This window comes from Alkalimarinus alittae, from assembly GCF_026016465.1.
Taxonomy (GTDB): domain Bacteria; phylum Pseudomonadota; class Gammaproteobacteria; order Pseudomonadales; family Oleiphilaceae; genus Alkalimarinus; species Alkalimarinus alittae.
This window is the reverse complement of record NZ_CP100390.1, coordinates 3,290,499-3,304,812: the sequence shown is the minus strand read 5'-3', so window position 1 is coordinate 3,304,812 and position 14,314 is coordinate 3,290,499. Positions and strand designations below refer to the sequence as shown.

The following is a 14,314-nucleotide window of genomic DNA, read 5'->3' as shown; positions in this document are numbered from 1 at the left end:
TCTTTATTTTAGTGTGTGTGAGCCTACGGCTCTAGCAAGTGCTGGCGGATAGTCGCGCTCTTTAGCGAGATTTTCGGCAAGTGAGGTGACTTGCTCTAAAGGTAAGGCGTTGGTGACGGGAAATTGTTGAGATAACACTTTTGGTTCAAATAGCTTTTCGGAAGTAAAGAAAGACTCTTCTTTTAGTCTATCAATGATGGCATTGGCTACGGTTAGTGCAGAAGAGGCTTTAACTATTTCTGCCCTTGCATAGTGACGGCCTGCAAATGATACGTCGGCAGCACGGAGTGATGGGTCATCTCCTGGAATTTGCTGAGCGCCGAACATAGGATTGCCGCCTACGGTTGCACTTTTAAAGCGCGGGATAAATTGGGCTACATGCTCGATGGCTTTAGCTGTTCGCCGCTCAATTTCGTTGTGCTTCCATTTGTCGGTTAATTTTCGATTAAATAAGCTGTTAAGCATCGGTTGAGCACTTTGCTCCGTCGATGCAACAAGACCTTCTTTAAACAAGGTAATCTCGTTGGTCATACCATGTAGTTGAAAGTATCCATCAGGGTAAGGTGTCAGCTGTGCCATTCCATCAGGCGTCCCCCGTTCACCATGAAAAATAACCTCAGGCCATTCGCCCTGACAGGATGACCAGTGAGCAATGTAGGCGGCTTTAAATTCAACCATTCGGTTTCGTTTAAAGTCGAGCATGTCATCTAGCATCCCGGTGCGATAGCCGCAGGCATTGATTAAATAATCAACTGTAACCGATTGATTAGGATGGCCTTCAGATTGGTATTCAATTTTCCATTTAGCCTGTTTTTGCTGATACTGAATATGGGTTACGTTTGTGCTGGTTAAGACGGTACAGGATTTTAGTTGGTCGAGGGCTAGGCTAACGGTAGAGGCAATACGGAAAATGCTCAGCCCGTATTCTTGCACCAGCACAAGAGGTAGCTTGAACTCATCAAGGTTGAGGTTTTTGGCGACAGGAATCATCCAGTCATCTAACGTTAATGGCTTTTTCGGTGTTTCTTTCTTGGCTAATGCTTCTAAGGTATGGCGGTCATAGAGCTTAAAATAGTCGTTCGCAGCGCCGAGCACATTGTTCTTAGGGTCTTGCGTTATTAATGCCGCATACTCTGTTTGCAATTTCTTCAAGCGCGGAAGCAGGTCATTTGGTGAACCGCTATCGCGTGCGGGAATAGCAATGACAGTGGGTCTTATATTAGCGGTCTGAGGATATACTCTAAGTGTATCGATGGACTGACGAAGTAGGGTAATGCACTGCTCATCTGAAATGTCTCGATAAAGGTTTCCGCCCGCATGTAAATGGCAAATAGGCGGCCCATTGACTAGCGTTTTACCTGCCTCAAATAGCACAACATTAATACCCAGCTCAGCGAGTCGCAATGCCACTGTAGAGCCGGCCATACCTCCCCCGACGATACCGATACGAGGAGTAGGTGTTGAAGTGGATGTTTTAGGATCGGTTTTGATCATGCTATTTGGTAATTTGCCCTATTAAGGTTTTTAAGTGGGGTCTGATTAAAATAATCGATGCAATTTTACTCTTTTCAGGTGTTTATTTGAATGAATATTCTAAGTCATCTAGGTTATATGACTTAGAGGCGTTAAAATATTATTCTTTATTAAGCATCATTGAGTATGTGTTCTAAGCTATGGGGTCTTTACTGCTTTAGTTTTTCAACATGTGTCATGACACTGATAACACAACCTTAGAGATTCTAAATGCCTTTATTTATCGCCCTTATCGCCCTTTTTTGGGGGGGATCCGCCCCCTTGTTTGCCTCGACTTCAGCTAATGTTAAACGTTCTGTTGATCGAGTTGAAACGGCTGATAAATCGGCCGAAAGTTTAATTTTACCTTTTGCGTTCTCAACGGAAACGATGGGGTTAAACCTAGGGTTAGGAATGATGGCCAGTGGTTATTACCAGGACCAGATGACGGTTGGAGCTGCCGGATTTGGTGGGGAGGTGAGTCATGGCTTGGGAGCAGGATTATGGAACTTTAGGTTACCCGGAACTGATCGGCTATATTTCAGTATTGTTGGGATGGCAGGGTATTACCCTGATCAGCGGGCATATGGAAACCCAAAATCTGAGTTCCACTCATCACCAGTGGCAGGAAGTAACGATTCATCATTAGACGATTATATTGAAGCAAATGGTTCATCAAATTGGTGGGAAATGAAGTTAGAGTTCTCACTACCTATGGGGGCCACAAAAGAAAAAGGATTTATTCACTATAAAACACGTAATGGCCTTTTAATTTCTGAGCCTAGCGGTGGAGAAGAGTGGAATCCATGGGCTAGTGGTGCCTCAGTTATTGTGTTAAGACAGTTTAACCGCTACCAAAGCTTTGAACAGCAAAACCGTTTTTTAGACGGTGCCGTTCATGCCATTGAGCTAGGCTTGCTCTACGATAATACCGACTTCCCCTTGAATCCATCTACAGGGTCTAAGCAGTATATTTCTATTAGTCATGATGCCGCATGGTTTGAATCAGATCATCAGTGGACGTTTGTTGAGTTCGATGCTAGTAAGTATTATTCCTTTGGTGAGTCTGAACATGCTTATCAGAGGATCATCGCGTTGAACTTCTGGACGGGATACTCACCCACCTGGGAGGTAGAGTATAGCGATGAGGGTCAGCAGCGTATAAAGAGTGCCCCTCCCTATAATGAAGGCGCAACCTTGGGTGGTTTCTATAAAATGCGGGGCTATAACCAAAATCGCTTTCATGATAAAGCCGCCATCTACATGTCAGCGGAATACCGGTACACTTTAAAATATAACCCCGCGGCAGGTGTAAAATGGCTCCGATTCTTAAAATTAGACTGGGTACAGTTAGTACCCTTTGTTGAAGCGGGCAGGGTTGCTCCAGAGTATACCGCTAAGACGCTCTTATCTGATTTGAAATATGATGGGGGCGTTTCTCTTAGAGCGATGATGGCCGGTTTAATTGTTCGAGCAGATGTTGCAGGGTCAGAAGAGGGTGGAAGCCTTTGGGTTATGATTGATCACCCTTTCTAATACCTACGACCGAATAAAAATATGGCTTTTACTTTACGAAATTATCAACGTGATGCCGTTCAGGCGACCATTCAGCACTTTAGAAAGAGTGATGAATCAGCGGTTATTGTGTTGCCGACAGGCGCGGGTAAAAGCTTGGTGATTGCTGAGCTAGCCCGATTAGCCAAGCGTAAGATTTTAGTATTAGCCCATGTAAAAGAGCTGGTCGAACAGAATCATGCCAAATATGAGAGTTATGGGCTTACGGCCAGTATTTATTCAGCAGGGCTAAAGCAAAAAAGCACATCTGAACAAGTGACCTTCGCGAGTATCCAATCGGTTGCTCGCAATTTGGATGTCTTTTCTGAAGCCTACTCCCTTGTCATTATTGACGAATGTCATCGTGTTAGTGGCGAGGTTGATGAGCAATCCAATGAAGGCATAGCAGGTGACGAACAAAAAAATACCTCGAAAAACGAAAGCCAATATCTTCAACTTATTCGCAAATTAAAGCAGCATAATGCAGGTTTGAAAGTACTGGGGTTGACAGCAACACCTTATAGAATGGGCATAGGGTGGATCTACCGGTATCATTATCATGGGTATACCCGAGCAGATGATGCGCGCCCATTTACCCATTGCATCTATGAACTTCCGTTAAATTACATGATCAAAAATGGCTATTTAACACCACCGAAGGTTGTTGATGCGGCCATTACTCATTATGACTTCTCTAGCCTTAATGCGAATAGCAACGGGCACTACAATGAACGTGAAGTCAATGAACTGCTGTCTCGCTATCCACGTGTTACGCAAGGCATTATTGAACAGGTTAACGCGCTGGCTGAGGGTGAGCCTAAGCGTCAGGGCGTAATGATTTTTGCGGCCAGTGTTAACCACGCAAAAGAAATAACGGGATATTTGAATTCAGATAAAACGGCATTGATCACCGGCGATACACCCCATCAAGAACGCAATGATCTGATTAGAAGGTTTAAGTCTCGCGAGTTAACGTTTTTAGTGAATGTCGCGGTATTGACCACTGGGTTTGATGCCCCCCATGTTGATATGATCGCTATCTTAAGGCCGACACAGTCGGTGAGCCTCTATCAGCAAATAGTCGGGCGTGGCTTACGGTTATCAGAAGGCAAAACGGACTGTCTGGTGATTGATTATGCAGGTAATGGCTTTGATTTATTTTACCCAGAGGTTGGCGCGCCTAAACCGACGTCTGAAAGCGTACCGGTGATGGTGCATTGTCCCAGCTGTGAGTTCGCGAATACGTTCTGGGGAATAACCGATGAAGACGGACATTTGATCGAACATTATGGTCGTAAATGCTGGGGATATGAGCAAGATGATGAGGGCGTAAAAATACCCTGCGATTACCGCTTTCGCTTCAAAGAATGCCGTCATTGCGGTGCAGAAAATGATATCGCGGCACGAGAGTGCAACGCTTGCCATGAAGCAATGATAGATCCTGATGAGCAATTGAAAGCCGCGCTTCGTCTTAAAAATGCCATGGTCATACGGTGCGCAGGCGTTACCTTTGAAGACAGTAATGGGCGGCTAAAAATTGTTTATCATGATGAGGATGGGGTTGAGCTAAAAGAGTTATTTGATCTTACTCATAAAGGTCAACGGCATATTTTTAATGTGCAGTTTGGGCGACGATTTAAGCAAGGCGCAGCACCTAAACAGTTTGCATCTGTTGAACAGGTCATTATGGCAGCCGACGCCTTTACTGCTCCAGACTATGTAGTCGCCAGAAAGGTCGCTAGCAAAAGCGCAGGCCCCGTTTGGCGCGTAAAAGAACGAATATTTGATTATCAAGGGAACTATAGAAAGGCTAACGAAATCTAGCCTTTCTCCTTGTATGCCCTGAGAGAGTGATCAGTCAGAGGGATACAATATAATCGCGGTGCGCAGCCTGTTTGCGCCAAAAGACGACATGGGTTCGAAGTCTTGCAGCGCTATGGGTAGATATTGGCAGTCAAGCTGATCTTGGTGTTTGTCGTCGGGATCAGGGTCATGCACATAAAAGCAATAATCGTCATAGCCGCTTACAGCAACCCAGTGCGGTGCTTTTTTTCTATCAAAGCGAAAGGTACTGATTAAAACAATAGGCACCGCGCCTTTGTTGCAGGCGTCAATCAATGTTGCCTGTGTAATAGTCTCATAATGAATCACTATATTTTCGGCTTCACTTTGACGTACAAACTCATGGTGAACCCTTTCAATAATTGATTTTTTATCTTCGCTGCGTACACCGTCAACAAATAATGGTTGTTGCTGATTGATCCAGGCTTCAACTCGAAATCCTCGTTTTTTGGCCGAGAGTGCAAGGCCAAGAGGGTGGCAGCCGCCATGCCCTGATGTCATGAAAATAGTCGTCGCCTCACGCCAAATCTGTAGTTCATCATTTTGGCTGTGAGAGTAGTGGGTGTCTAAGCCAGACATCGCCATCATGAGTGCCGCGGGGCCACAGGTAAAGGGTGTGCTTTGGCGGCACCAGGGTAAGGCGGTATGAACCGAGGCTTGGTCTTTGTAACGGATACGCTTTTGCATGCGTAATGCGTCACTGTGGTCTTCATAATAATCGTGTAATACGCCAAACTTTATAAACCCGAGTGACTTATAGAGCGCAATTGCGCCCGTGTTCGTAGGGTTAACCTCTAGTCGAAAGTAAAACGCGCCATGCCGCTTAGCTTCTTCTTCTCCCGTTTTCATGAGCTGATTAGCTATCCCTTGGCCACGAGAAGCTGGGTCAACGGCAATTGAGTACAGTCTGGCGAGCCGCGTGCCTCGATGAAAAATAATTAGAATATAACCCACGCAGCGCTCGTCAGACATGGCGACGTTAAATACCGCTTGCTCGTTTAATATAAAGCGACGCATGCTGCGTTTGCTTAAGCGATCAGACGTAAAACACTTCTGCTCAATTTGCAGTAATGACTCTACCTGTTCCAGTTCTGCAGGCTCTATAGTGATCTGCTTTTGACTCATCTTATTGTTTGCTCAGCAAGTGTTGAGTAGCGAGAGTTATTTTATGGGGCTACATTTGTTAAGCCCTGATATGACTGTCTAAGAATACTCCTGCCGAGCTGAAGAAAGAACGAAAATATACAAATTATTTTGCATAAAGAGGATTGTTTGTGGCCGAACTTAGTCGCAGAATAAGCGCTTCATTAGGAACGGAAACGCCATGGCTGATACGCTAATAATTATTGAGAATAAATCTGATTGGGAAGCCTACTATCCCAGCGAAAATGTCGTTACATTCGAAGAGTACCTAGACGGTAGTTACAATACGGGTGGTGAAGACGCAAGTAATAAGCGGGCAGAAGGGAAGGGTGAGCGCCTTAGGGTTATCAACCTATGCCGAAATAGCAGTTATTTATCAGCTGGGTATTATTGCTCCTTGCTGGCCGAAGCCAGAGGGCATGGGGTTATTCCCTCAGTTCGCACGCTCAATGATCTGAGTAAACGCGCACTTTACCGTTTGGAACTGGATTATATGCCGGGACTACTGGCTAAAAAAAGTCCGCCTGGTGAAACTAACGGGGCGCTTAAAATAGTTAGTTTTTTCGGAACAACCATTAACCCCGAATATACTGAGTTGGCACGAAAGCTGTTTGAACATTTCCCTTGCCCAGTATTAGAAATCTCGCTTGTTTATGACAAAGGGTGGAAGGTCGATATGCTCAAGATTCGAAGTCATCATAGTCTTGATGACAGCGATGAAACCGCATTTGCTAATGCGCTGGATGAGTTTAGCCTTAAGGTCTGGCGTAAAAGACGTTCTAAAAAACAATTTCGTTATGATTTGGCTATTCTTATAGATGAAGAAGAAAAGTTCCCTCCGTCAAATAAAACAGCACTTAAGCGGTTTATTGCCGCGGGTAAGTCATTGGGTATTGATTGTGAGCTGATTACTCAGCGAGACTATCTTCGATTACCTGAATACGATGGTCTTTTTATTCGTGCAACGACATCGATTAATCATTACACCTATCGTTTTGCTAAAAGGGCTGAAATGGAAGGGATGGTGGTGATTGATGACCCAACATCTATTTTGCGCTGCACCAATAAGATTTATCTGGCAGATCTATTTCGCAATAACAAGGTGCCAGCCCCGCAAACGGAGTTATTGTTCAAAGGCAAGCCGCTTCAAATAGAGCTATTAGAAGCTAAACTCGATTACCCTATGGTGCTTAAAATACCTGATGGGGCATTTTCGGTTGGCGTGGAAAAAGTGAGTAATAGAGAAGCGCTTCAAGCCGTGTTGGCGCGACTGTTTGAAAAGTCCACGCTGATACTCGCGCAGGAATTTCTGTATACCGAATTTGACTGGCGAATTGGTGTCTTAAACAACAAGCCTATCTACGCTTGTCGTTACTATATGGTGCGTAATCACTGGCAGATATATCAGCATGGAGCGACGAAAACTGCTTCAGGTAACTTTGAAACCTTACCTACTTTTGAGGCGCCAAAGGCCGTTTTAGATGCGGCCATTAGGGCAACCCGACCTATCGGAAATGGATTTTACGGTGTCGACATCAAAGAAAAAAATGGCACTGGCTACGTGATCGAGGTTAACGACAATCCTAGTATTGATAGTGGCGTTGAAGATCACTATTTAGGCGATGAGCTGTATAAAACTATTTTTTCAGAATTCTTGCGAAGGATGGAATTAAGAGGCAGTAAAAAATAAGAAATTAACAGCTGATTTAAGCTGAGTGGTTTGCGTAGGATAGCGTGTGAGTAATTTATGGTTTAAAGTGACATCTGAGTGCACAGTCGGACTCTTATTTTGGGGTACGACTGTACGCTGATTTGTTGAGTTTTTTGGTATATCCACGTAAAATTGGCCGCACTTTGTTTATGATTATGGTTGAGATACTGTATGTTGAGCTTTCTTCCTAGCTGGTTGCGTGGTGTATTTGCATTTATATTGGTTATCACCAATACCTTCTTTTGGCTTCCTTTTCTGCTATTAGGTACTTTTCTAAAGCTAGTACTGCCCATATCGATCATTCGAAAATCGATGACCTTATTATTAATAGCCATAGCAAATAGTTGGGTTGCCTGTAATAGCGCCATTCTTTCACTAACACAACGCATAAATTGGCAAATATCGGGTGTTGAAGCACTTAAGAAGGATGACTGGTATTTTGTGAATTGTAACCATCAGTCGTGGACTGATATACCTGTCGTGCAAAAGGTGCTTAATAGAAAAGTCCCAATGCTCAAATTTTTTCTGAAGCAGGAATTGATATGGGTGCCGATTATGGGTGTTTGTTGGTGGGCGCTCGACTTCCCATTTATGAAACGGTACTCCAATGAGTACCTAAAAAAGCACCCAGAAATGAAAGGTAAAGATTTAGAAACAACGCGTAAAGCGTGTGGTAAATTTAAGACAACGCCAGTGGCAGTCTTTAACTTTTTGGAAGGTACTCGGTTTACCCCCGCAAAGCATGCTAAGCAGCAATCGCCTTATAAAAATCTACTAAACCCCAAGTTTGGTGGTGCTGCATTTGTGATGGGAAGCATGGGGGAGCAAATGCATACCATGTTAGATATTACAATATACTATCCAGAGGGGCCTCATGGTGTTTGGGGTTTACTTACGGGTAAAATTCAAACCATCGTGGTTGATGTAAAGAAGGTGGCTATTCCTTCAGCTTTAAGAGGTAAGGATTATTCTCAAGACCCTGAATTTAAAGCAGCGTTTCAGGTGTGGATAAAAAATATTTGGCAAGAGAAAGATGAATTAATCGAGCAACTTAAAGTTAACGCGGCAAAATCTAATGCTGTATCTATGGCTAGCGGGTTGAATCAACTTCACCAATAAAACGCTACGTCTACTCAACTGATACTGGAATAACTTGAAATCGACTAGAGGTTCAAAATCGTCAGTAAAGAAGGTCACCAAAAAAGGTGACCTTCACCCAAGAAACCCTCATCGAGGGCGCTATGATCTTATGGCGCTGTGTAAAGCCTGTCCGGAGTTAAATCGCTTTATCAAGCCGAACCCCAAGGGTGATAACACGATCAATTTTAGTGATGAAAAAGCGGTTCTCTGCTTGAACAAAGCCCTGCTAGCTCATTACTACCATGTCACGAACTGGACCATTCCTAACGGTTACCTGTGTCCTCCTATTCCTGGTCGAGCAGACTATATTCATTACGTAGCAGACTTGGTCATACAAAGTGCTTTGGCTAAGCCCATTAGGGTGCTAGATGTGGGGACGGGAGCCAATTGTATTTATCCTATTATTGGAAGCCAAAGTTACGACTGGGAGTTCGTCGCTTCTGATATCGATCCTGTCTCAGTAAGCGCTGCAAGCACTATCGTTAATGCTAATAAGGTTTTAAAGGGTAAGGTGGACGTTGTACTTCAGAAGAGTACCGATAACATATTCCAGGGTGTTATTAAATCGGGCGATCGGTTCGCTTTGACGATTTGCAACCCTCCTTTTCATTCTTCTTTAGCCGAGGCTAAAGCGGGTAGCCAACGTAAATGGAATAACCTCAATAAGCATTCATCAGGCACAGGTCTAGCCAAAAATAAAATAGAGTCAAAGCTTAACTTTGGGGGGCAGAAAGCAGAACTTTGGTGTCAAGGTGGTGAAATTGCATTCTTAACTCGCATGGCGCAAGAAAGTGTTGGATTTGGCCATCAGGTGGCTTGGTTTACCAGTTTAGTCTCTAAAAGCGAAAACGTTAAACCCATAAAAGCCTTATTAACTCAGTTAGGCGTTAACGAGATTAAGGTTATAGAAATGAGCCAAGGGCAAAAGATTAGTCGTTTAATTGCTTGGTGCTTTCCGCATAAATGATATGAAATATGCAAGACCGCCCGCGTTAATGTTTAAGAAAATCATTTTTAGTATAACGCCATTACTCACTGACGGTTTAGTTTTCGGCTCAAAATCAGAAAGCTTAGCTATCATTTTTTGACGTACAACTGTAAACAAATATTAATGTAACTCCTTTCTCTCTTGTTGAGATACTGTCACCAAATTATGACATTGATCACAAAATAAAGTGGCTGCTCTTCACATATACCGTTTATGACAAAAATCCTTCCTATTTTGATAATGACTAATTGAGTCAAAAAAAGCCAAATACGCAGCAAGTTCCTCCAGGCCAAATTTGTTGCTCCACAGGACGGGCACATAACTTATTTTTAAGGTTGGTCAGTAAGTTGTAGTTTCTGTGGAGGGCTTTATGGGATTTCTAATAATAATTTTGGTAACAGAATTCACAGGATGAAAAGCATGAAAGTAACAAACTTTAAATTGAACCCCTTGAGGGCAGCGGTAATAGGGGCGGCACTTATGGCCGCTAATAACGTGGCGATGGCAGCGCCAGTAACTAAAGCGTTAGATTTCGTATGTCCATTTCCATTGATTGGTGATCAAACGATCACTGCTACTATTACTGCAGACTATCCAGAAGAGTTGATTCTAGATGAAACCGGTAACGCAGTGTTGGGTGAGATTTTTATAGACACGATTAGCCTTATTCCTGACAAAGCGCGTTTGGGCTTAAGTATTGTTGATGCAACCACTATTACGGGTACCGCTACTAGTGTAAATACGTTTAAAACGGTTGTGGGCGATATTACTAATAACGCACACCTTGTCCTAGAGACGACCACTATCCCAACAGGTGAATCAGGACCATTTGACGTACCGGCATCTGGCTATGCAGCCGCTCAGGCATTTGATACGTCTCATACTGGTACGGTTTCATTGGCCGTCGATGACCTTGTTTTGGACTTAACTAACCTTAAGGCGAACGGTCAAGTTGCTCCTGATCCTGTAGGTCAATTTGTTGCTGATTGTGCACTGGTGCCGGGTCAACAGAATGTACTTACTAGCTTTGAAGTTAGACCTGATATTATTATCCCAGAAGTGCCCGCTGATATCGAAGTTGATCAAGCTGCAGTTGACTTTGGAACGATTCAGTTAGGACAGCAGACAAGCAAAACTATTACCATTACTAATGCGGGTGAATTACCACTTGTTATCAGTGCGATGAGTATTGGTGGCGTAGATGCTTCTTTCTTCTCTCATGATAATAACTGTTCAACGATTCCTGGCATGTCAACTTGTACTGTTACTGTGACTTACAATGCGTCAGAAGAAGGCACTCAGAATGCTGTGATCGTTATTGAGTCAAATGACTTAGATGACCCAGCTCTTGAGGTGGCATTGACGGGTACCGGTGAGGTAGAAGTGTTCCCTGAAATTGATGTTGTTCAGTCTATTGACTTTGGAACTATCGAAGCAGGCACAAGTGCCGTTAAAGTGCTTACCGTTAACAATATTGGTGGTGCAGCATTAACAGTAACAGGTTTAGATGTTGCTGGTTCTGGTTTCGTTAAGACTGCCGATAACTGTACAACCGTTGCCGCAGGCGCTAGCTGTTCAGCAGAAATTACTTACACTGCAAACGAAGGTGCAAGCACAGGTACTGTTACCATTTCATCTGATGATGCGGATGAGCCAAGCTCAGTGGTAGCACTATCTGGTGTGGGCGAAGTGATTATTGTTGACCCTTGTGAGTTAGATCCTGATAGCTGTGTTATAGACCCTTGTGTTGAAGACCCTGCTAGCTGTGAAGTCGACCCTATTGGCGTTGAGCTGAACTACAATGTGAGCGGGTCATCTTATATCGCTGCAAACCACGGTACGATTCCTCTAAACGGTATTATTACCAATAATTTCGATCTAGCGTCAGGTACGTTTGTCGGTAATTTACTACTTGATCCGACTCAAGGTAGCTTTGAAATTATTAAAGGTTGGAAGACTTACCTAGCAACAGCTCAGATTGAATTTGAGCCGGTTGGCGAGACCGTAGGTACATTGATTGATGGTAAGTTAACAGCGGTTTCTACTGCTTATGTTAAGTTGCCAAAAGTTACAAAAACTATGTTTGGGTGGATTAACTGGAAAATTGGTGGTGGAGAAAATTGCCGCACAGTAGAACCAGTAACATTCACTGTAACCTCGCTTGATGGAGAAAACTTTAATCCATTGTTAGGCGGAAAAGTTACAGGTACTTATGATATGCCGGCTATTGAAAACTGTGGGCTATTAACCAGTATCCTTAGCAAGAAGTTAGAAGGTGCGGGTAATACCATTGAATTAGATATGGCCCCTATCTTAGATTAATTCGCTTTCTCCTTAAGATAGCTCATCAGGCTGAATTAGCCTGATACTTTAAGCGCTTTCCCGTTCGGGGAGGCGCTTTTTTTGTTCAATAGATGCCCACCTGCTTCACAATCCTTCTCTTTTACTGAAAACACTGAGATTAAAATCTGCTCGCTGTAACTGGCCCCGTTGAATTCCTCTCGTGATTATTTTGAAGTGGCTCACAATTCGTATTAATGGTGGTCACAGTTACCGTTTTTAACAAAACTACTTCCTATTTTAACAATGACTAATTAATGCAAAAAAAGCCTAATAGCATTGTGATAGCTTAACTGACATGTTTTTAGATCAGTGGGTAGATAAGCATAAGATACATCAAAAAATAAAATAAGCTTCAATCATGGAGAGTAATATGAAAGGCCTGAAGAAAATAGCGTTAGTTGCGGCGATCGCTGCAGCATCAACAGCTCATGCAGATATGGTTTCATTAGATGATACTGTATTGGGTAATACAACCGGTCAAGCGGGTTTAACGATAGATATTCACTCAGCAGAAGTAAAAATGGGTGCCGTCGATTATAAAGATGGTGGTTTTATATCTATAAAAGACGTTAAGCTTACGGGTGGCACCGGTGCATTTGGTGGTACTGGAGATGGCATCTTAAATGACATTCAGATCATGGTGGATGTTGTTGGAGATGGCTCTGACCTAGGCAGAAACAACATGGGTGAGACATTGATTGATTTAGCGTCAGTGGTTGTATCTGGCGGTGGTGCGGTGAGTGGTCATTATGACGCACCTGTTTTATCAGATGGTGACTTATTGATTTCTGTTAGTGCTACTGACTTTACCAACCTTCTTAACCAAGTTGATTATAGCTTAGATATAGGATCTGTTGGTCTTGGTAAATCAACTGAAGAAATTGGTAATATATCAACTGGAACCGTACTGATTTCTGACTTTAAAATTTCAGGTTACTTTGGTCCAACAGAAATTTTTATTGATAGCGATGGTGGCGGCATGAATATTTCGACGTACTTCAATGCTGAAGGTTCGTTGAAGGTTCCTTTTATGGGTGTTGAAACCAAAATTGCTATCCATAACAGCCGTGGTGCTGACAAGGTTTGGTTAGCGGTTGACGATAAAGGCCATTCAATGGCACACGCACAGCTTAATGTAAACAAAGGAACAAGTGCTAAAGGTATAAACGGTTTAGCAATTGAGTTGCAAAACTTTGAAGCGGATATCGATTTTGAAGATATCACTATTGGTGGCTCTGCTATTGGTAGCGTATATTTGACGGATCTAAGAATGACGGGTACAGCATTAGTTTACGGTCACTAATGACTGCTTTACTCTAAGGGTTAATGACAAAAGGCTTCCATAGGAGGCCTTTTGTTTAATCGAAATCTATCAGAATGCTATAAATATTACCGATGAGAATAGATAAAAAAATAACCATAAAACAGATGTCTGTCCTATGTGCGCTGTTGATGGCAAGCCTCTCGGGTATGCTAATGGCCAAGGACCTCGAATCGCAAGTAACGCAGCAACAGGCTGAAGCGGCAGAGCAAGAGTCACAAACAAATCTAAAATACCTGCTCGCTAATGTATTGAAAAAATCTAAGTCCCTAGAGGACTCTTACGGAGACTTTTCTCCCTATGGTGCGGCTCTTTTTCGGGATGGAAGCGTTAAATATGTTTGGTACGCTAAGCCTGGCCAGGTTGCAAAAAATCCCGATAAAATCATTCCACTTATTTGGCAAACGCTGAATTCACAGGTTAATACCGGTCAAATTGCGGGTGTTGCTGTTGCCTATAAATTTAAAAAAATAAACGATGAGAAAATGTATTTAGGTGTGGAATTGGAATACCAAACGGGGTTTGCTGAATCGTTTGCCGCTGAAATATTGAATGGGCCAGATAATAAACTGGAGTGGGGTAACAGTAATGTCGCCCGAGCTGAGCCTAAACTGTTTACATTAAAAGAAATGGGTGAGTCTGCTGACTTGCCGTTGTCAAAGTAGCCGATAGATAAAAATAATGAACCGTTTAAAAACAGAATAAAACGTGTATTTTTAGCTCCTCTCTTGCTCTGGGGTTTGTCTTATAATTGCTATTT

Annotated in this window: 10 protein-coding genes; 8 read left to right on the top strand and 2 right to left on the bottom strand. The window is 43.1% G+C overall.

Annotation, left to right across the window (positions count from 1 at the left end):
* Positions 1-3: 3 nt before the first annotated feature.
* Entirely contained in the window at positions 4-1,494 is a 1,491-nt protein-coding gene (locus tag NKI27_RS14960; protein WP_265046837.1) for an FAD-dependent oxidoreductase, read from the bottom strand.
* Positions 1,495-1,743: 249 nt separating this feature from the next.
* On the opposite strand from NKI27_RS14960, the gene NKI27_RS14955 reads away from it, so the two are divergent.
* Both NKI27_RS14955 and NKI27_RS14950 read left to right on the top strand, forming a co-directional pair.
* On the top strand, positions 1,744-3,048 hold the full coding sequence (locus NKI27_RS14955) for a BamA/TamA family outer membrane protein (RefSeq protein ID WP_265046836.1): 1,305 nt from the start codon (positions 1,744-1,746) through the stop codon (positions 3,046-3,048).
* 21 nt (positions 3,049-3,069) lie between these two features.
* Positions 3,070-4,890 (top strand): DEAD/DEAH box helicase, encoded by a 1,821-nt coding sequence (locus NKI27_RS14950; RefSeq protein WP_265046835.1) that lies wholly within the window; start codon positions 3,070-3,072, stop codon positions 4,888-4,890.
* Positions 4,891-4,920: 30 nt separating this feature from the next.
* On the opposite strand, the gene NKI27_RS14945 is transcribed toward NKI27_RS14950, so the two are convergent.
* Complete coding sequence (locus NKI27_RS14945) at positions 4,921-6,033, bottom strand: GNAT family N-acetyltransferase/peptidase C39 family protein (protein WP_265046834.1); 1,113 nt, start codon at positions 6,031-6,033, stop codon at positions 4,921-4,923.
* Between the two features lie 199 nt (positions 6,034-6,232).
* Here NKI27_RS14945 and NKI27_RS14940 point away from each other — a divergent pair, with 199 nt between their 5' ends.
* The 6 genes from NKI27_RS14940 to NKI27_RS14915 all read left to right on the top strand — a co-directional run bounded on the left by NKI27_RS14940 (position 6,233) and on the right by NKI27_RS14915 (position 14,219).
* The gene (locus NKI27_RS14940; protein ID WP_265046833.1) at positions 6,233-7,741 is read left to right on the top strand and encodes a RimK family protein; all 1,509 of its coding nucleotides are present in this window, start codon (positions 6,233-6,235) and stop codon (positions 7,739-7,741) included.
* A gap of 192 nt (positions 7,742-7,933) precedes the next feature.
* Complete coding sequence (locus NKI27_RS14935; RefSeq protein WP_265046832.1) at positions 7,934-8,881, top strand: acyltransferase; 948 nt, start codon at positions 7,934-7,936, stop codon at positions 8,879-8,881.
* Between the two features lie 34 nt (positions 8,882-8,915).
* Complete coding sequence (gene rlmF / locus NKI27_RS14930; RefSeq protein WP_265046831.1) at positions 8,916-9,869, top strand: 23S rRNA (adenine(1618)-N(6))-methyltransferase RlmF; 954 nt, start codon at positions 8,916-8,918, stop codon at positions 9,867-9,869.
* A 441-nt stretch (positions 9,870-10,310) separates the two neighbouring features.
* Entirely contained in the window at positions 10,311-12,212 is a 1,902-nt protein-coding gene (locus tag NKI27_RS14925; protein WP_265046830.1) for a choice-of-anchor D domain-containing protein, read from the top strand.
* A 391-nt stretch (positions 12,213-12,603) separates the two neighbouring features.
* Positions 12,604-13,536: a DUF6160 family protein gene (locus NKI27_RS14920; RefSeq protein WP_265046829.1), complete on the top strand. Its 933-nt coding sequence runs from the start codon at positions 12,604-12,606 to the stop codon at positions 13,534-13,536.
* Between the two features lie 173 nt (positions 13,537-13,709).
* Positions 13,710-14,219: a hypothetical protein gene (locus NKI27_RS14915; RefSeq protein WP_265046828.1), complete on the top strand. Its 510-nt coding sequence runs from the start codon at positions 13,710-13,712 to the stop codon at positions 14,217-14,219.
* Positions 14,220-14,314 lie beyond the last annotated feature (95 nt).

Coding starts and splice junctions, on each gene's coding strand:
- NKI27_RS14915 (WP_265046828.1), top strand. CDS start 13,710: ATGGCCAAGGACCTCGAATCGCAAGTAACGCAGCAACAGGCTGAAGCG.
- NKI27_RS14940 (WP_265046833.1), top strand. CDS start 6,233: ATGGCTGATACGCTAATAATTATTGAGAATAAATCTGATTGGGAAGCC.
- NKI27_RS14950 (WP_265046835.1), top strand. CDS start 3,070: ATGGCTTTTACTTTACGAAATTATCAACGTGATGCCGTTCAGGCGACC.
- NKI27_RS14955 (WP_265046836.1), top strand. CDS start 1,744: ATGCCTTTATTTATCGCCCTTATCGCCCTTTTTTGGGGGGGATCCGCC.
- NKI27_RS14920 (WP_265046829.1), top strand. CDS start 12,604: ATGAAAGGCCTGAAGAAAATAGCGTTAGTTGCGGCGATCGCTGCAGCA.
- NKI27_RS14945 (WP_265046834.1), bottom strand. CDS start 6,033: ATGAGTCAAAAGCAGATCACTATAGAGCCTGCAGAACTGGAACAGGTA.
- NKI27_RS14960 (WP_265046837.1), bottom strand. CDS start 1,494: ATGATCAAAACCGATCCTAAAACATCCACTTCAACACCTACTCCTCGT.
- NKI27_RS14935 (WP_265046832.1), top strand. CDS start 7,934: ATGTTGAGCTTTCTTCCTAGCTGGTTGCGTGGTGTATTTGCATTTATA.
- NKI27_RS14925 (WP_265046830.1), top strand. CDS start 10,311: ATGAAAGTAACAAACTTTAAATTGAACCCCTTGAGGGCAGCGGTAATA.